Annotated in this window: 10 protein-coding genes; 1 reads left to right on the forward strand and 9 read right to left on the reverse strand. The window is 50.5% G+C overall.

Annotation, left to right across the window (positions count from 1 at the left end):
- Nucleotides 1–187: 187 nt before the first annotated feature.
- The 7 genes from HHI26_RS07065 to HHI26_RS07095 form a co-directional block, all read right to left on the reverse strand.
- Nucleotides 188–2,683, reverse strand: coding sequence for a hypothetical protein (locus tag HHI26_RS07065; RefSeq protein WP_171148830.1), 2,496 nt, complete (start codon nt 2,681–2,683; stop codon nt 188–190).
- 682 nt (nt 2,684–3,365) lie between these two features.
- Entirely contained in the window at nt 3,366–5,687 is a 2,322-nt protein-coding gene (locus HHI26_RS07070) for an autotransporter outer membrane beta-barrel domain-containing protein (protein WP_171148831.1), read from the reverse strand.
- Between the two features lie 471 nt (nt 5,688–6,158).
- The gene (locus tag HHI26_RS07075) at nt 6,159–6,986 is read right to left on the reverse strand and encodes a hypothetical protein (RefSeq protein ID WP_171148832.1); all 828 of its coding nucleotides are present in this window, start codon (nt 6,984–6,986) and stop codon (nt 6,159–6,161) included.
- Nucleotides 6,987–7,322: 336 nt separating this feature from the next.
- Entirely contained in the window at nt 7,323–9,860 is a 2,538-nt protein-coding gene (locus HHI26_RS07080; protein ID WP_171148833.1) for an autotransporter outer membrane beta-barrel domain-containing protein, read from the reverse strand.
- 1,862 nt (nt 9,861–11,722) lie between these two features.
- Nucleotides 11,723–12,274 (reverse strand): hypothetical protein, encoded by a 552-nt coding sequence (locus HHI26_RS07085; protein WP_171148834.1) that lies wholly within the window; start codon nt 12,272–12,274, stop codon nt 11,723–11,725.
- 123 nt (nt 12,275–12,397) lie between these two features.
- Nucleotides 12,398–12,664 (reverse strand): PerC family transcriptional regulator, encoded by a 267-nt coding sequence (locus tag HHI26_RS07090; RefSeq protein ID WP_171148835.1) that lies wholly within the window; start codon nt 12,662–12,664, stop codon nt 12,398–12,400.
- A 33-nt stretch (nt 12,665–12,697) separates the two neighbouring features.
- Complete coding sequence (locus HHI26_RS07095; RefSeq protein WP_171148836.1) at nt 12,698–13,780, reverse strand: EAL domain-containing protein; 1,083 nt, start codon at nt 13,778–13,780, stop codon at nt 12,698–12,700.
- A 1,068-nt stretch (nt 13,781–14,848) separates the two neighbouring features.
- On the opposite strand from HHI26_RS07095, the gene HHI26_RS07100 reads away from it, so the two are divergent.
- Nucleotides 14,849–17,230, forward strand: a complete 2,382-nt coding sequence (locus HHI26_RS07100; RefSeq protein WP_171148837.1) for a glycoside hydrolase family 3 C-terminal domain-containing protein — start codon at nt 14,849–14,851, stop codon at nt 17,228–17,230.
- A gap of 48 nt (nt 17,231–17,278) precedes the next feature.
- On the opposite strand, the gene HHI26_RS07105 is transcribed toward HHI26_RS07100, so the two are convergent.
- Together HHI26_RS07105 and HHI26_RS07110 are read right to left on the reverse strand one after the other, a co-directional pair.
- Entirely contained in the window at nt 17,279–17,620 is a 342-nt protein-coding gene (locus tag HHI26_RS07105; protein WP_171148838.1) for a TonB family protein, read from the reverse strand.
- 99 nt (nt 17,621–17,719) lie between these two features.
- Entirely contained in the window at nt 17,720–18,790 is a 1,071-nt protein-coding gene (locus HHI26_RS07110) for an iron-containing alcohol dehydrogenase family protein (RefSeq protein WP_171148934.1), read from the reverse strand.
- Between the last annotated feature and the right edge of the window lie 19 nt (nt 18,791–18,809).

Genomic DNA, 18,809 nt, shown 5'->3' on the forward strand with positions numbered 1-18,809 from the left:
CTCCACGGAGGTCCGTTTTTGTTTTCCCGCCAGAATCATTGAATCTCCTCTAGCTCAGCTCCACAGAACTCAATCAATACCTACCCACATCAAGCTGCTTGTGCGGTTATAAATGAGTGTATAGCCTGATTCGATAATATTAATCTCCCTTTATGCTATCAACACACTGGGCATCATGCCCCGCCAGTCAGAAGTCATACCTTACCCTCACGGAGCCGCTCACGCCCTCACGCTGGCCCGTATAGCCCCGGAACGACAGGTCCAGCCCCAGGTCAGGATGGCTTTCCACCGGCCGCGTATTCAGACCCAGCTCCATCGTCCCCGTTGCCCCCTTTACCGACGGCGCATTAATGCCTACCCCGTAGGCGTTCGCCTTCGCATCCCCGGCAAACTCATACTCATAGATGCCAGCCAGCGTCGCGGTTATCTGCTTCGTTGCCCGGTAGTTCATCTGCTCTTTCAGCTGTGCACGGGAAGAGGTGGATGAAGCAAAGTTCACCCTGTCCCCGTCAATCACCACGCCGTCACTGTCCAGGATTGTGTAAAGGTAACGAACCGACGTATCCAGACCGTAGCGTTCGTTCAGGGTGTAAACGTACCCTGCCCCCGTTGAGCCGCCGACGTAGTTCGAACGATTTTTGTAATACACCGCCGTCCCGCCGCCGGTCACGATATCACCGGAGCCATACTCCGTACTGGTGCGACCTGCACGCAGGCTGGCCTCCCCGTAAAACCTATCGCTACCCACGGGCAGACTGTAGCGCCCCAAGAGTGCAGGGCCGAAGTTATACGTTCTGCCGTCTCCACGGATATCACCCGAGTCAACGCCGTTATGAGTAACGAAACTGCTGCGCCCGTACTCCATCACCAGCCCACCGGAAAGCCTCTCCGTTGCCTGATAGCGGGTGCCCACCATAAAGCGGTAGTCACGGCTGTCGATGTGCGAACCGCTGTTGTAGCGCGTGGTTCCCCCGTCCAGGATGGCAACGGGCGTAAAGGAACCGGTATCGACGTCCGGTGCGGAGATAACACGCTCCAGCGAATCTGCCCCGCGGGTGACATTCTGCAGGGCGGCAAGGCGTCCCTCGGCCAGCGGCGTGACGTTACGTTTTACCCTGTCTTCAGATACGCTGGCCCCGGTATTCGTGGTTTTACCGATGGTGGCCACCACAGCGTTATGGGTGATGCTGTAGCTCACCTCGGCAGTTTTCACCAGACCGACGTTAATGGCGTTGCCGCTGTCGGTTAAGTCGAAAAAATCGTTCAGGGAGGTGTTGTTCTCACCCTGCGTAACTTTCGCTCTGCTGGCAAGACTGATGAGGTTAATAGTATCCCCCGCGTTGACGGTTTTCTTACCGGATACACCGGTCAGCCTGGCCCTGGATTTATTGATGGTGGTAGTCGACGTACCGTCGTCATTTTTGCTGACCGTATCGTTGTTAAGCAGCAGGGTTGTCACGGTAATCAGTGCCGAGCCTGCATTATTAATCACGCCGTTGTTGTAGTCATTAATCGCGAAGTTGTAGTACTCAAAGTTGCCCAGAGTGGTCACTGTCAGGGGCGCCGAACGCATGTTCAGTGTATTGGCACTAAAGACGTCGTAGTAGGCCGTTTTACCGTTAAGATATCCGCCCCAGATCCCAGAGGCATAGGTAATCATACCATTTGCGTCTTCGCTCTGCAGCTTCGCGCCGTCCGCAATGGTTACTGTGCCGTGTGCAGTCGCGGTGCCACTGTTAGCATTAGCGTTAGCGCCGTAGATATTCCTGCCCACCGTACCGCCGAACAGATTCACGATCCCTTTCGCGTTAGCGCTAGTGTTAGCGGTCACGTAAGCGCCGTTGATATTCCCACTCATTGTGCCACCATAAAGATTCACCGTTCCGGTAGCGTTAGCGGTATCGTTGGTGCTGGCGTAAGAGAAAGCGTAAGCGCCTCTGACATCCTCTTTCACCGTACCGCCGTACAGATTCACCGTTCCGGTAGCATTAGAGTTAGCACTAGCGTTAGCACTAGCGTAAGAGCGAGTGTAAGCAGTCGCGCCGGTAACCCCCCTGTCCACCGAAGCGCCGAACAGATTCACCGTTCCGCTGGCATCAGCATTAGCGTCAGCGTTAGCGCTCGCGCCGAAGACACTCCCGCCCACCTTACCGCCGTAAAGATTCACCGTTCCACTGGCGCCAGCATTAGCAATAGCACTATCACTGGCGTAAGCCTTAGCGTAAGCACCTCTGACTTCACCCGTCACCGTACCGCCGTACAGGTTCACCGTTCCGCTGGCGCTGGCGCTAGTGTTTACATTAGTGTTAGCTGAAGCGTTAGCAGTAGCATCAGCTCCGGTGACCGTCTGAGCGGCACCATCGTCCATAATAAGTGTGTTATTTTCTGCTGTGCAGTCGGTATTACTGAAGCAATACCCGCTATAAACAGTATTTACGCCTGCAGGCGCGCCGGTAATGTATACCACGTTGCCACTAAGATTTTGGGGGATCAGATCCTTATTATTATTAAGTACTGTTTGGGGATCCTTCTCATCAAGCGTAATAACCCCCTGTCCGGCCACCAGCCTGGCATCCTCATCGGTATGCTTGATTTCCGCCATTACGGAGGGCACAAAAAGGGCTGAGATAAACAGTAGCAGAAGGATCTCGCGCGGCAGTATGGTAGTGTCTAAGTTTCTCATTATTATCATTCTCCTGTTTCCTGCTCCTGCAAATACTCCAGCCTGATTTTCAGTGATGACAGGCATAGCAGTATTTTTTAAATGGCGTCATGCCGGCGTATGGTAAAAAACACTTAGTCTGCGTCTGCAGTGTTACCGAATAAAACCGATAAAGTACGGAAGGATAGATTTGTCAAGGGAAGCGAACTCAGATTCAGTCGCCGACACCTTACTTTTAAAAGTGGCGGATGAAAAGAATAAACAGGGCTCCGCGAAAAAATTTAATATCACCAATTTTTGATTTTCTAAATGGTATTTAGCACCTTGACAGAACAGATTCATTATATGTCGCAACTTTTTTCCAACAGAATATTGAGTATCGCCCCCCGTAAATTCAACGTTCCCCACGTGTATGACGGCCTGTCGGCCATTACCAGACAGGCCAGAACTTTCATTAATAACAAATAGAATCTTAGTGAAAACAAGTCACACTTAATTAAAAATCAGCTTTTCGGAAATTTATCCCTTTATATATACGAGAAAGACTCAACCGATCGATATTTTTAGGTTTTCATGAGAGGGAATAGTTAGCAAACAGCCCTATACTCAACACCAGAAAATGAAAACAGGACGATCCCGAATCCTAACCATGCCCCCAAATGAGGCATAACACTCCATCCTTTATCTGCACCGGTAATCCCACTCAGAAGTTATACTGTACAGTCATCGAACCACTCACCCCCTCTCGTTGCCCCGTGTAACCTCGGAACGACAGGTCAATGCCGAGTTCAGGATGGCTTGCCACCGGCGTGGTCTTTAGCCCCAGCTCCATTATCCCTGTTGACCCCTGCACAGACGGCGCGTCAATACCCACACCATATGAGTCTGTCTTCGCGTCTCCCGCAAACTCGTACTCATAGATTCCCGCCAGCGTCCACACAACCTGCTTCGTCGCCTGATAGCTCAGTTGCTCTTTCAGTTGCGCCCGGGAGGAGACTGATGAACCAAAGTTCACCGTATCGCCGTCAATATCCACGCTGTCACTGCCCAGCCTTGTGTACAAGTAGCGCACCGACGAATCCAGTCCATATTGCCCGTTCAGCGCATAAACGTAGCCTGTACCCAACGAGCCACCCGCATAGTTCGCGCGACTTTTGTACGCCGCCGCCATTCCACCGCCGGTGATGATGTCTCCGGAGCCGTATTCCGTGCTGGCCCTCCCCGCACGCAGGCCCGCTTCCATGTAAAAGGTATCGCGGCCCACGGGCAGGCTGTAGCGGCCGGAAAGTGCCGGACCGACGTTATACGTCCTGCCATTTCCGTGGATATCCTCAGCGCCAAAATGGTTATACGTATCGAAGTTGCTGCGCCCGTACTCCATCACCAGCGCGCCGGAAAGCCTTTCGGTTGCTTGATAGCGGGAGCCCACCACAAAGCGGTAGTCACGGCTGTCAACATGCGAACCGCTGTTGTAGCGCGTGCTGCCGCCGTCAAGGATGGCCACTGGCGTGAAGACACCCACATCCGTATCGAGGGCAGACATCACGCGCTGCAGCGCGTCCGCCCCCCGCGTCACGCCCTGCAGCGCGGCAAGCCGCCCTTCTGCCAACGGAGTGACGTTGCGCCTGATGCGCTCATCAGACACGGTGGCGCCGATGCCCGAGGTTTTACCAATGGTTGCCACCACGGCATCGGCCGTGGTGCTGTAGCTCACCTCCGCCGTCTTCACCAGACCCACGTTAATGGTATTGCCGCGGCCCGTCAGGTCAAAAAAGTCCCCCAGCGTGCTGGCACTGGTGCCGCCCTGGGTAACCGTTGCACCGCTAGCGAGCTTGATCAGGTTAATGGTGTCCCCAGCGTTCACCGTTCGCTGTCCGGATACGCCGGTCAGCTTCACTCTGGATTTATTGGTCGTGGTGGTCGACGTACCGTCATCATTTTTGCTGACAGTGTCGTTGTTCACCAGCCCGGAGGTCACGGTCACCAGCGCGGAATCTGCATTATTAATCACGCTGCTGTTGTGGTCGTTAATCGCGAAGTTGTAGTACTCAAAGTTACCGAGCCTGGTCACCGTCAGGGGAGCCGAGCGCATGTTCAGCGTGTTACCGCTGAACACGTCATAGTAGGTGGTGGTGCCGTCCAGATACCCACCCCAGACTTCGGAGGTATAGGTAATCGTGCCATTAGCGTCCTCACGTTGCAGTTTCGCATCATCCGCGATGGTGACCATACCGTGTGCTATGGTCGTAGCTTCAGCGTTAGTGGTAAATTTAGCGGAAGAATAAGCACCGTAGACGTTACGTCCGACCGTACCGCCATAGAGATTAACCTCTCCAGTCGCGGTGGATTCAGAGATAGATGAAAGGGGGGCGTAATTGGCCGCCATCGCGCCATAAATGTTCCCTTTAACCATGCCGCTGTAGAGATTCACTTTTCCATGAGCAATAGAGGTAGCAGTAGTTGCAGCAGAATTCACGGCGGCCAAAGCGGACGAACCGTATACGCTACCACCCACGGACCCGCCGTACAGATTTACCATTCCAGAGGCGTTCGCGTAAGAATTAGAGTTAGCGCTAGCCGTTGTATATAGGTATATCCCATATACACTGTTACCTACGCTTCCCCCGTAAAGATTTACGGTTCCAGTATTGACATTGGTTCCTGTACGCAGATTGCGAGTGCCGTAAAGACTACGAACGGAGCCTGCATCCATGATCACCGTATTGTTTTCCGCTTCGCAGTCGGCGGCATTGGAGCAATACACGCCATATACTGTGTTTGTGTTAGCGGGCGTTCCGGTGACGTACACCACGTTGCCTTTGCTGGTTGAAGGTGTCAGATTACCGTTCTGAAGGACACCATTGGCGTCCGTCGCATCGAGCGTAATGACTCCGGGCCCGGCCAGGAGTGTGGCGTCACCATCGGTGTGCTGAACCGCGGCCATCGACGGTGGTACAAAACAGGCGGAGATAAGCACCGCCTGTAGGGTTCTGCGCGGATCGTTTCGTTTGCGGTTATTACTCATCATCAATTCCTTTTAGTTGGAAAAACGGCGTAACAGTTACCTTCCTCAGGCAGTAACAACCCGTTACACGCACTGTATTTACAATAATCACCTTTATGCGCAGCACCGGAACGGCCAGGCTGCACTTTCAACCTGATAATTTCCGTTCCGAGATCCCATCAATCCGCAACCTGATGCTCGTTATTAAAAGGTTTTACTGAACAGAGCGATTTATAAATACGGTGCTTCGATACGTCGAAGGGCCTGAAGCGTCGGCTACGCAATAGCCCCGCTCAGTAACCTGGCGGATTAGATTCAGGGATTAAACATGGTGTGCCCGTATACTGCTCATATGTTAATAATATAGACAAGAGTAGTCGGGAGATTACGGGGATAACCGTTCGATGGAACGGTTCTTTATAAGTCTGGAAACCAAGTGATTAGCATTGGGAGTAATGTAATTCATTACCACAAAGAACATAACTTGACATATTATTTGGAAAACCCATATTGCACAAAGGAAAAGTAATATGACATATAGCATAAAAACATCGATTTAAATTTTTCTGTCACCACCATATGATTAGTACCCTCCAGTACTTTAATCATTCCATACTTCTCCGATTCCAGTAAAACGCTTCTAAAATGAGTGCGGGATATCCCACATTGTTTAGAATACTTCAAAAGTGTAACTTCATCAAAATGAGCCTCATCACAACCTATTTTGAATAGAGTCACCATAATCATGTGACCAGAGTCCTTATCAATAAAAATATTTGAATTCTCAACCAAATTTATCAATAGAACCCCTGACATATAGATATCTGAGTATGAATTAAAAAAACGAGAGGAATCATGATACCCATCAATATTTCTCACTTCCAGTTTGTCATCCAGCATCTTGAGTGAGGGTACCATTGTATTAATCAATTTACACGAAATGTCACACCCTTTTTCAGTGATGTAGTATCTCTTCTTCCTTTTATCAGTTTGACTTTTAACCACCCTGATACTTCCGTTTATTTGCATAAATGCAAATAAACTTGTTATTGTATTTGAGCTTGCAGCGCCTAATTTTAGACACTCTGATTTCACATCAGACAGAAAAGATTCTTCATTGTGGTAGAAATGAGAAGCCAGTATAGTTGATATTAAAAACCTGTTGTTTTTAAAAATAAATTTATAGAATAATTTTTTACTAGAAAATTCTTTTGTGATGAGTTCACAATGCTTATCTATCGCCAGCATGAAGTTTGGATTATTGATGATTTTATTTTGCAATTCATTAATTTTATTCAGAACCATTATTTTATTCTTCATCGGTAATACCTTCATGCTTTTTTTTGATATCTTTATAAAACCAAAAATATTGCGATATCATAGCAATATATAAGAAATCCTACTACAGAATAACCCAACCCTTTTTCGGCCATAGCTTATCTACAACATAACTATAGCAACGAAATATTATCTTAACTATAAGGGCATAAATTACAACAATTTTCCAAATAATTATCAAACCACTTAAAAAAATTAAAAAACCAACTAAAGGAGGTTCGTTGAATAATCCAGAATTTTGGACGATGTGGTACGGCTGAACAAGCGCCCCGCAAAGGCGCCTGTTCATACCCGGATTTCTTAACTCAGTCAGGCTGCTCAGAAGGCGTACTTCACGCCCAGCACGCCCTGCGTGTCCTGATAGCTGTCAGCACCCAGCTGCTGCGCCACGCTGCCCCACACGCTCAGGTTTTCGCTCACGCGCCCCTCTACGCCGGTTTTCAGCTCGGCAACGTTGCGCTGCCCCTCAAGATAAGCGCTGCTGTCGCCCATCTTCACGCCGTAGTCCTTCGCCGTGTACACCCAGTTCGCTTCCACGTACGGCTCGAACTGACGCACGGTGCCTTTGTCAAGGTGACTCTGACCGGTCATTGACAGGCGCACGCCAAGGCGGGTCCGTACGTTATCGCTACCGCGGCCCTCCACCTTCGTCCCGTTCGCTTCCGTATGATCGTCGGCTTTCACGCCGGACCACAGCACCTGTGCCTGCGGCGTCACGTAGACGTTGTTTTCCATCCCGCCTGACGTCAGATATGAACCCGCATGGAAGACATACCCCGTTTCCAGTGAGACGGTCAGCCCTTTGGATTTGTACTTCTCATACGCCAGCTCATCGCCCTTAACCGAGTTATCGAACCAGTTCCAGGCCAGCCAGCTGTCCCCATACAGGCCGGTTTTGTCCTTCGCATTCTGGTACCAGGTACCGTAGATACCGGTGCTGTACCCCCATACCGAGCCTTTTGAGCCGTACCCGGACAGGCTGTTGCGGGTGTTGCTGTACTGTTTACCGTAGCCCCCCATCAGGCCAAGGCGCCAGGCATCGTCAGCGGCCAGACTACCGTTAACGATATCCCCCCCCAGCTGGAACACCATCCGGTTAGCCGAGTATTTCGACTGCCCATCTGACAGGCGCCCCTCAGTATGGCCACCCACCGAGCGCACCCACATGCTGCTCTCATGACGCTCACCGGTAGCCGGGTCCGTGTAGAAGCTGCCGCCCTGACGGTCTTTCAGTCGCATGTCGAACATCGTGGCGGCCGCCTGCAGGTTGCTTGCATAGCTCCCCCGCTCGGGGCGGTAGGTGCGTTCATTCTGGCTCTGACTGGTCAGGTACCAGTTATTTGTATTTGTGCCGGAGGCGCTGCCCTGCTGAAGGTGATACTCATAGCTGCCGGCGACAACGCGCCCGCTCTGCACAAAGGCATCAGCCGTGGAGCCGCCGGTAGAAATGACCTCAATCCCTTCCAGCGTCTGCGCCCCGGTGCCGCCCTCGTTGGCGACCCTGACATAGGTGGTACCGGAAGCCTTCCCGCTGATGGCCAGCTTATCCGTCAGGCTGCCATCACCGCCCAGTACGGTCCCGATGGAGACGGTCCCGCCATTGCCGGTCCAGTCGCCGTCAACCGCCAGCGTCTGGCCGGCATTAGTGGCCCCGTTATTAATCACGACCAGGCCGCCGTTAATCATGTCACCGTACAGGGTCACTACTTTCGTCAGCACGCCTGCGCCGGCGTCATTAATCAGTACGGTGCCGCTGTTGTTGAGTGTGTTTACGGTCTGGCTGTGACCGCCGAGGTTAAGGATGGCGCCGTCTGCCACCGTCACGCCGGAGGTCGACGCAAAGGCATTATCAACACCGGTTTTCAGGGTGCCGCCGCTCACGGTGGTGGCGCCGGTGTAAGTATTCTGACTCGCCAGAACCAGCGTCCCTTTGCCAGCCTTCGTCAGCGATTTGCCATCCCATACGCTGCCGGCACCACTGATGTTGTCGGCAAGTGTTGTACCTAGCGTCAGTACTGCGCCGTCTTTCAGGTCATAGGTGCCATAGCCATTACCGGCGGTGTTATACCATTTCAGGCCGTAAATAATATTCTTTCCATCATCTGAAAGAGACATCTCCGCATAGTCCGTTGCTCCCACTGTCAACAGGTTGTTGGAGACGCCCCCGGCCGAAAATCCGCTAATGTCGTTGGTGGTGCTGACCAGCGTGTAGGTATCCTGCTGCCAGTTACTGATGTTTCCCCGCAGGGCCGTGGTGCTGTCCAGTAAGAGTGAGTCGGCCTTCAGTGCAGTGTCCCCGGTAAGATTACCGAAGGTAAGCGACGTGTTCCCGGCAAAGGAGGCATTCCCGGTGAGGGTGAGCGTCTTACCGGACAGGGTAACGCCGGTATAGGCCCCGGCAGTCAGATTACCGGTAATGGTAGTGGCAGCATTGCTGATGACCGAAAGGGTGTTGGCAACAGAGGATGTTGTATCAGAGAGAACCACATCGCCGGTGATATCGGAACCGATATTAATGATCAGGCTGTTAATACCGCCCGTTGTTCGTATTGCGGCGCCGCTATTCCCGTTAGTACCATCTTTGCCGCCATGACCTTTACCTGCAGTGCCACCCGTTCCGGCATTGATGGTTCCACTGTTGGTAATGGTCAGGTTACTACTCCTGATGGCATCCCCTCCATTACCACCGTTTCCACCGTTACTTGTCGTGGTCGTCGATCCAGAACCACCTCTCCCTCCGCTGCCACCGGTAATGGTTCCACTATTGACGATATTTAAGCTATCCCCACTGATAGCCTCTCCTCCTGTCGCACCCGCTCCCCCCTCTCCGGGGCCATTAAGACCGGACCCAAACACATCAACCCCGCCATCACCGCCAACACCCCCGTTCCCTCCCTGGACAGCACCACTATTAATAATAGTTGAGCTGTTCCCTGTGACGGCTACCCCACCAGCCCCGCCTGAGCCACTGGTCGAGAGACCAAGAACATCTCCGCCTTTTCCACCTTCACCACCTAGGAGTCGAGCGCCTTCGTTATTATTAATAATGAGGTTATTACCGACTATTGCACTTCCTCCTTTACCACCGGCCCCTATATTCATATCTCTGCCAAGGCCTCCGCCAGCGTCTCCCCCTATTCCACCAGATAATGTGCCGCCATTATTAGTAACAGTTAGATAACTCCCATTAATTGCATTACCTCCGGCTCCACCTGCGCCTGAAGATAGATAATTGCTCATATTATCTGCACCAGCACCACCATTACCTCCTGAGATAGTAACAGCACTAGCAGTCAACTTATTATATTCAGGCTTTTCGGAGTTGGAAGAAAAATCATAAGCTGGCAATCCATCGCCACCACTTTCATCTGTAATTTCATCGTTCATATCGGCGCCATCTGCTCCGGAATGTGACTGGAGTTCATAGCCAGAACCATCGGCAGGAAAATCAATTATTTTAGCTGTAGCAAAGGAAAGCGTGCCAGCCCCCCCTAAAAAGAAAGCACATGTACAGATAAATTTACTTCTCTTATGATTTTTCATTATTACCCCAACAAAAAACGCAATAAATTAAATTAAAAAAATGTAATTAATATTCACTTTTTCTTCGGAAAAATAAATATGTATAACATTCGGTTTTTATTAAACCCCCATATATATGACCAGAGGGCATAAATGCTAGCGCTAAGTATTTAGCAGGAAGAGCTTAGGGGGTTAACTCTAAAACCTCAGCTATTTCAGGTTAGGGGCAGCGTGTCTGATCCGTGTGGTGCAGTAAAGTAAACCAATCTGTTTTTCCCGAACCTCCAAGGCAATGGCTAGCGCTTCCACAGTCAGTGTAGAATCAGGGTTTTCTTCACTCAGTCATCCCGTTCAGAACGCATATTTCACCCCATCATTCCCCGTGTATCTTTTCATTTACCCCATTCGGAACTGAAGCAGTAATTCTTTTTACCGGGATAAAATTATTTCTTCCTTAACACAGTGGGGACAGGCAATGATACCTGGATCACGAATACGTGCGAACTGACATGCCTGCTTTAACGATCTAAAAGTGCCAAGGAAATGGCAACCCTCTCTTTTGAATATACAATTTTCACGGTGAACCTCTGTCAACATGGGGATCTTCCTGCGTTGCGTTAAATAATAATACTCCCCCCTTAAACATCCCACAGAACCCCCCACGAAAATTCGAAAACATTTTACTTAAAACCACAATAATATTATTTAAAAAGATTACTTACAGATCATAGAAACAACCAGCCTATACTTTCACTCTACTTATCAACCCCTAATAAATGAAAAAGACGCTACCGCCCGTTGCTAAAACCAAAGCACACAAGGCAGAATCCTTTCCGATAATAATTCCTACAGCGCATAAAAAATAAAATAATAAACCCTTTCATTTCAAAATCTAAAAACAAGATCTTGCTTTTAGTTAAAAATCATAAATAAAAAACCTTATGAGAATGAGACCATGAATTCCAATAATTTCCTTAAGATACCCGATTAATCTCTCTCGCAAAAAACAAAAAATACCACCAATTTTAAATTGGTTTTTTTAGTTTTCTATATTGACTTTTTTGTTAAATTGTATTATTTGATTTTCAGGAGGTTATCGGGGAGAGCAGTTACACAGATGGCAGCAGTTAAAATACGATACTGTTTATTCACAGTCTGACTCGCTGCGGGTCAATAAAAATTTCGTCAGAAATTCATTAAAATACCTTTCGATAACGATTAAAAATTCGGTACGAATGTCCCGCCGTCAGATCAGACATCTTTCTTACTCTGAACTTATTCATGATATTTAAGTGCGTGGCATAAACCGTTTTTTTACAGTTTCCCATGAGTACAGCCTGCTCAGAGGCGGGATTCTCATTAAAATAACCGCGCAGGGCAAAAAACTCACCCGGACTTAGTTTTGGAACAAGTGAAGATTCAGCAAAAAAATGGCAAGATGCTTGACCAGCTAAAACCTGCATACGTGCCATCGACTGGCTCTTTTCCCAGACGGTAATAACGTGACCGTCGAGTGAGCGGAAATAATTTGCCAGGGGCAGCATCCTTTTGTCGGTGATAATAATTACCGGACCGCCCTTATGTTTTTCTATTCGTTCTGTATTAAGGATCTCGCGCAGACTCCAGGGTTCCAGACTGACAATAAGGTAGTGTATTTCGCCGCCGTTTTTAACTTCCGTTGTCAACGTTAGCATATTAAGCCCCAGTGATAGTAAGCTGTCCGAGCCTGGAAACACGGTCATTTTCATACAAAAAACTCCTGACTGTACGTAAGAATGCGGATGTGCAGCAAGACGCAATCAAGTGCGGATATCTGCCAAAAATAATTTTTATTCCCGGATTGTCGAACATTCAATCCTTGTATCAGGGGACTATTTGCTTTTCCGAAGCGCTTGTGAAAAGGATGGAGCGATCCCCATCCTCCGCTGCGCCTCAGTCGCAGCCTTTCCCACATCACGGAGACTCACGTCATTTCGTGTCGGTTTTTCCATTTGCAGAAGGCAGCGGTTGCGCCGTTGTCGAATCCAATCCCTTTCGGTCGTCGATTTTCGCTGGTCAAATACCTCCAGCCAGCGCCGGGCTGCCCGGCGGTAAAACCCGGCGCTTTCGAGCGCCTCTGCAATAATGTCAGTAACCATTCGGACTCCATCAATTCTGCCAGATGACTCAAATTATTCTGGAACGCCGGACAGCCAGGCGGCAAACGCCCGGCTCCTGAGGGGGTGTGCCAAGAGGTAACCCTGTAAGTAATGCACCCCTCTTCGCACCAGCCAGCTGCGCTGCTTCTCCGTGCTGACACCCTCAGCCACCATGGTTAAATTCATTCGCCGGGCAAGGTGAATGATGGCTTCCAGTACCCGCGTATCTCCCCGGTTTTCTTTAACACTCTCAACAAATACTCTGTCTATCTTCAGGCAGTCCAGGGGTAATTGCTGTACCCATGACAGTGCGCTATAGCCTGTACCAAAGTCGTCAATCGCGACCATAATCCCCCTTTCGCGCAGCCTTTCCAGAGCCAGAACGGTTTCAGAAATATCACTGATATCACTGCGTTCTGTTATTTCCAGCATGATGCGAAAACCTTTTTTCGCTAGCTCGGTTTGTAATTCGACAATATCCGTATAGAAATGGGGATCGATCAGCTGAATGGGCGCAAGGTTAATGCTTAGCCTGAGATTATTCTGTATCGGCCATGTCTCAATATCACGGGCAATAAGCGCGAACAAATGACGGGTAAGTGAAATAATCATCCCTGCACGTTCTGCCGCGGCAATAAATTCATCCGGTGGAATGCTCGTCCCATTTATTCGCGTCCAGCGTAGCAACGCCTCAGCCCCGATGCAGCATCCTCCCTGCGCTTCAAAGACAGGCTGATACATCACACTGAATCCCCCACGCCTCATACCTGCATACAAATGTGCCGCTATTATCCAGTTGCTTCGCCAGCCCATGAGCAGAAGACACGATAGCGCGACAGAAAACGGGAAGGCCTGTAGCAGATAGCGTTGCCAGAGAGCGGTTACAATGGGTACCAGGGCGTGCGTGGTGATCATCATCTTGCCAGGAAGCAGATCCTGGCTCTCAGCAAGACCGGGCATATGACGGCCTGGCACGGATGAAAAAATCACACGGTTATCTCCACCCTTCATTTCAAGATTAACTTCATGAACAGCGAGAAATAACGTCAGTAATGCAAAAAAAACTAAAGGGAAAAAAATGAAAATGAGTATCCGCGATGGGTGAAAAGGGTTCATTTTTCCTCCCCACAGTGAAAATGGGACTGGTATTGTAGTTCTCTCCCTTTTTTCATGCCCACAAAGTTCCCTCTCTTCTTCTTTCATTTTGCCATTTTTATGGTGATACTCTGAGTGAGAGGACATTGACTGCGTATGCTCAGACATTATATTTAACGCTCTCAATATTTGAAAAAAATATAACATAAACTTCCAAAACAACATTTTATGACTTAATGATCGCCACCTAATTGCAACCAAAATGTAAACCAATGAGATTAATTAATTTTTGAAAGAAAACACCATAACAGCAATATCAGAAAAAGTTTTCCTGGTAGCACAGCATTCCGATCAGCCTCTTTCATTGATGTTACCTTTTTCCAATATGTTTGTGTCATTAAAAAAAACAACCAAATTAAGTTTAACAATTACGCATAAAAACATTGACAATTAAAAACTAAAAGAAAAAAAGGAGTAGTGATAATGGACGTAGTGTGTTTCGCTCCCTAAGGTTTAGTTTATTTTAAAACGAGGGCAAATCGAATGATCATTTCTTTTTTACTATCAATACGTTCAACACCACTTTGAAAATAAACAACTGTTAACAGTTGTTATTATACCGTCGTACGATTTATTATTAAAAATCACAACATTTAAATGCACCGTTCCCGCGACTGAGGTGAAATCACCTCGGGGCAGAACTATCACCTGCTGGTTTTTACCGTGTATTTATTCGGTAGCACTGCAGGCGAAGGCCCCTAACAGCAGTATGATAAAAATGTAAAGTTTAAAAAATAATAACATGATCATTTCGAAGGTACTTTCAGAAAAAATAACGACCTCACGTTCAGCAACAGCACCAATAAATTCAAGGTGAAAACCATCCTGATCTGGGCTGGACCTGTCGTTTCGGAGCTAAACGGGCCAGCATGGGGGCGTAAGCGGCTTCGCGATGGTGAGGTATGACTTTTGGTCGGCGCAAAGTCTGCTTCGCTGAGCATCCCACAACCGTTACCTACATCACTAAAATATATCAACATTTTTGGTAATCTCATTTTTTAGCCTCCATCAAAATGCTAAGGGATGAGTATGAAATCACATAAGGCCGGACTGTCGGCTGCCGTTATCCTCCTGTCTACACCCGCCTGGGCCGCTCCACAGTTAAAAGATGCTGAGTCGATATCTGCGGTCATTGCCGCCATGACGCCGGAAGAGAAAGCTGCTCTGGTGACGGGTACCGGCATGAACAATGCCGAAAAAGTGGCGGGCGCGGCGGGTTCAACCTTCGCCATCCCCCGGCTGGGCATCCCGCAAATTGTCTTTGCCGATGGCCCGGTTGGCGTCAGGCTCGGGGCAGGACCAACAGGCGGTGAGAAGCGTTTCGCCAGCGCGTTCCCGGTGTCCATCGCGATGGCAGCCACGTGGGACCCGGCGCTGATCCAGCAGGTCGGCGGTGCGATAGGCAATGAAGCGAAACAATATGGCGTCGACTTAATGCTCGGCCCGGCGATTAATATTCAGCGCAACCCGCTTAACGGCCGCAACTTTGAATACTTCTCCGAAGATCCGTGGCTGAATGCCATGATCACGGTGAGCTATATCAACGGGATGCAGGCGCAGGGCGTGGGCGCAGTGGTGAAACACTTTGCCGCGAATAATCAGGAAACGCGCCGACAAACGGTGAACGAGATTATTTCTCCGCGTGCGCTGCGGGAAATCTATTTCCCCGGTTTTGAATACGCGATGGAGAAAGCCCAACCCTGGGCGGTGATGAGTTCTTATCCGTCGATCAACGGCACGCCCGCTTCGCAAAACGCCTGGCTGCTGAAAGATGTCCTGCGCGACCAGTGGAAGTTTAACGGCCTGGTGATGTCGGACTGGTACGGCGTCAGCGATCCGGTCAGGGCATTGCAGAATGGCAACGATCTTAATATGCCTGGCGGACTGTCGAAAAAGGACACGCCGTTCCTGCGCCGCAATACCGACCCGAAAGACGTGATCCTCGCGGGCATCAAATCCGGTGAGATCAGCCAGCAGCAGATAGATGAAAACGTTCGCAATATCCTGAGTGTGGTGATCAAAACCCACCGCTTTAAAGATGGCGAACCCACCCGCGATCCTATGCCTGCCGATCATGCGTTACTGGCGCGCCAGTCGGCGGCCGATGCCATGGTGTTGCTGAAAAATGATTCCGCGACGCTGCCGCTTACTCCCTCGCTGCGCGTGGCAACGTTCGGCCATAACATCAGTAATTTCTTCGTGGTTGGCGGGGGAAGCGCGGAGGTCAATATCGATCCTAAACGGCTGGTGACGTTACCGCAGGGGCTTAAAAACGCCGGGTTAACGCTGATCGATGCCGCCGGGGGACAAACGCTGGATGAGCACGCCAGCGATGCCGCTATCACCAGCGCGGCGCAGCAGAGTGATATTGCCCTGATTTCAATCGGGCGCAGTTCTACCGAGGGGGCCGATCGCTATTCCATGGCGATGCATGCGGATGAAATAGCGATGATTGCCAGGGTGTCTGCGGCGTTCCATCAGCAGAATAAAAAGGTGGTGGTGCTGCTGAATATTGGTGCCCCTGTCGAGATGGCCTCGTGGGAGCATCACGCAGACGCAATTCTGCTTACCTGGCAACCCGGTGAACAGGCGGGTAATGCGGTAGCGGATATCCTGAGCGGAAAAGTGAACCCTTCCGGTAAGCTGCCGCTCACCTTCCCTAAACGTCTGGAAGACTCACCGGCTTTTGGCAATTATCCGGGCAGCGCAAAAACGGTGATCTACGGTGAAGGGATTTATGTTGGCTACCGTGCTTTTGACATCCGCCAAGTCGCGCCGATGTATCCATTTGGCTATGGCCTCTCCTACTCCGGCGTACAGTATGGCAAGGCCAGCCCGGATAAGCCGGTATTCAATATTGATCAACAGGACAGCATTGCGATCAGCCTCCCGCTGCGCAACCTGTCGCAGAGAGACACCAAAGAGGTGGTTCAGCTCTACGTGCACGATGAGGCTTCGCGCCTCGACAGGCCGGTTCAGGAGCTGAAAGCGTTTGAAAAAGTCAGCCTGCCGGCAGGCGCAGAGCAGCAGGTCACGCTGAAGCTTGATAAACGTTCGTTCTCCTATTTTGATGAGGACAAAAATGACTGGGTGCTGGAGCCAGGCCGCTTCACGCTTCGCATTGGCAGCTCGTCACGCGATATCCGTACCGAGGTTCCGCTGATCGTCACCTCCTCGACCCCGGCATTCTCTCTGGAGACACCGTGGATCGACGTGCAAACCTATGAAAAAGCCGCTGCGATTGTGGCAAACATCATCGGTGATGAGGAGACAAACGCGTGGATTCAGGGTGTTCCCACGCTGGGTGAGAAGCTGGATGCCGCTTTGCAGCAGCAAGCCGAACCGGTGAAGGATGAGGGTAAAAGGAAGGCGATCAAGCAGGAGATCTTACGGCAAATTAATGCGCTGTAATTAAAAACTCATCATCCCGGCCCTTAGGCCGGGATGAAAGATAACACGCTATTCAACCGACGATTTCGTATTAATGCTAAAGACAAAGTCCTTCGTTAATCCCTGCCAGGGTTTATGCGGGGTAAATTTCCACTTCCTGATTGCTCCTAACGCTTCCTCATCAAATATTCCCGCAGGTTCTGAGGATGCCACCCGCGCATTGACCACATCCCCGTCGTTATTCACATCATAGGAAACAACAACATGACCATTAAGGCGGTGAGCAAATGCCCTTGCCGGGTAGGCGGGTTTTACGGTCAATACCGGTTCAGGTTTTTCGGCAGTTTCCTGCTGCGCTGATGCCGTTAATACGCTCAGGCAACAGATGATTAACGCGATTAGATATTTCATTTCGTCCCTGTTTTAGAAAGTATGAAAGATTCCATTGGCAGGGGCAGAATAATACGTCTGATTTCTATACTCAATCCTGGCCGACTGTTTTTAATTCATTCACGTCGCCGCTATCGTCGCCACCAATGCCTGCTCCAGTTTCTCCACCGTAATCGTAAACGGCAGATGGGTGAGGCTGACGGCGGGGAAATGAATCTCATGGGCAATCTGGCGGAAACGCGCAGCAACATCGCCCGTCAGCGCGCCCAGCGTCAGCGGGCTGTCGTACTGCTGTAATAAGCTCAGCAGATTGTCATCGGGCTGCTGCCCGCGCTCAAGCAGTGACTGGATCAGCAGGCAGTACCCCACTTTCTCACCGTGTAGCAAATCGTGCAGCTCCGGTTCGTGGGTCAGGCGGTTGTGGATCTCATGCGCCACGCCCGGCGTGGGCAGGTCGTCATGCACGCTGTTGGCCAGCCCGGCCAGTACGATATTGGCCTCAATCACCTTCTCCAGCGCCGGGGTAACCTGCTGGTTTTGATTGGCGATCACCGCCTCACTGCCCCACTGCGCATACACCTCCAGCGCCTGGCGGGCCACCGACACCTTCAAATCCAGCCCCAGACGCCCCGGGTTCTGGCGCTGATAAGGCTCCAGCTCAAACCATTTTGCCAACGCATCGACAATGCCCGCCTTCAGATAGCGCACATCAGTGTGAGCAATCACTTCACTGTCCACCAGCACCAGAGCAGGTTTTTTGGTGACCAGCAGGCCGTGATGATGGCCGCCCTGGGCGTTGTAGACGATGGCGAACGGCGACCAGGCCGCACAGGTCGCCGCGAGGGTGGCAAAGTTAATCAGCACCACGTCATCCAGTGTGTCTGCCGCCGCTTTGGCACAGTCCAGCACCCTGCCGCCGCCCACGGCTAAAATGCCCTGCGCGCCCTGAGCAACCACGTTGTCCCGCAACCGCTCGATGGCCTCGTCAGTACATTCACCGTCCAGGTACTCCAGCTGCCAGCGGATACCCGCGCTCTCCAGGCTGTGAGATAACTCAGGGTTGACCGCCTGCCAGGCACGTGGCGACGTCAGAATACGTAGCTCGCGGGCATAAGGTTGGATGTGTTCCCCCGCCTGTTTGCGCAGGCCGGGCTGTTGCAGATACGCCGTGGGCGCGGTAATCGTTAGCATCATAAACTCCGGATCAAAT

Source organism: Erwinia sp. JH02 (assembly GCF_013074405.1).
Classification (GTDB): Bacteria; Pseudomonadota; Gammaproteobacteria; order Enterobacterales; family Enterobacteriaceae; genus Erwinia; species Erwinia rhapontici.

What these genes read in the sequence shown, in the direction of transcription:
- HHI26_RS07095 (WP_171148836.1), bottom strand. Translation starts at nt 13,780, where the DNA reads ATGAACCCTTTTCACCCATCGCGGATACTCATTTTCATTTTTTTCCCT.
- HHI26_RS07085 (WP_171148834.1), bottom strand. Translation starts at nt 12,274, where the DNA reads ATGAAAATGACCGTGTTTCCAGGCTCGGACAGCTTACTATCACTGGGG.
- HHI26_RS07100 (WP_171148837.1), top strand. Translation starts at nt 14,849, where the DNA reads ATGAAATCACATAAGGCCGGACTGTCGGCTGCCGTTATCCTCCTGTCT.
- HHI26_RS07105 (WP_171148838.1), bottom strand. Translation starts at nt 17,620, where the DNA reads ATGAAATATCTAATCGCGTTAATCATCTGTTGCCTGAGCGTATTAACG.
- HHI26_RS07110 (WP_171148934.1), bottom strand. Translation starts at nt 18,790, where the DNA reads ATGCTAACGATTACCGCGCCCACGGCGTATCTGCAACAGCCCGGCCTG.
- HHI26_RS07065 (WP_171148830.1), bottom strand. Translation starts at nt 2,683, where the DNA reads ATGAGAAACTTAGACACTACCATACTGCCGCGCGAGATCCTTCTGCTA.
- HHI26_RS07090 (WP_171148835.1), bottom strand. Translation starts at nt 12,664, where the DNA reads ATGGTTACTGACATTATTGCAGAGGCGCTCGAAAGCGCCGGGTTTTAC.
- HHI26_RS07075 (WP_171148832.1), bottom strand. Translation starts at nt 6,986, where the DNA reads ATGAAGAATAAAATAATGGTTCTGAATAAAATTAATGAATTGCAAAAT.
- HHI26_RS07070 (WP_171148831.1), bottom strand. Translation starts at nt 5,687, where the DNA reads ATGAGTAATAACCGCAAACGAAACGATCCGCGCAGAACCCTACAGGCG.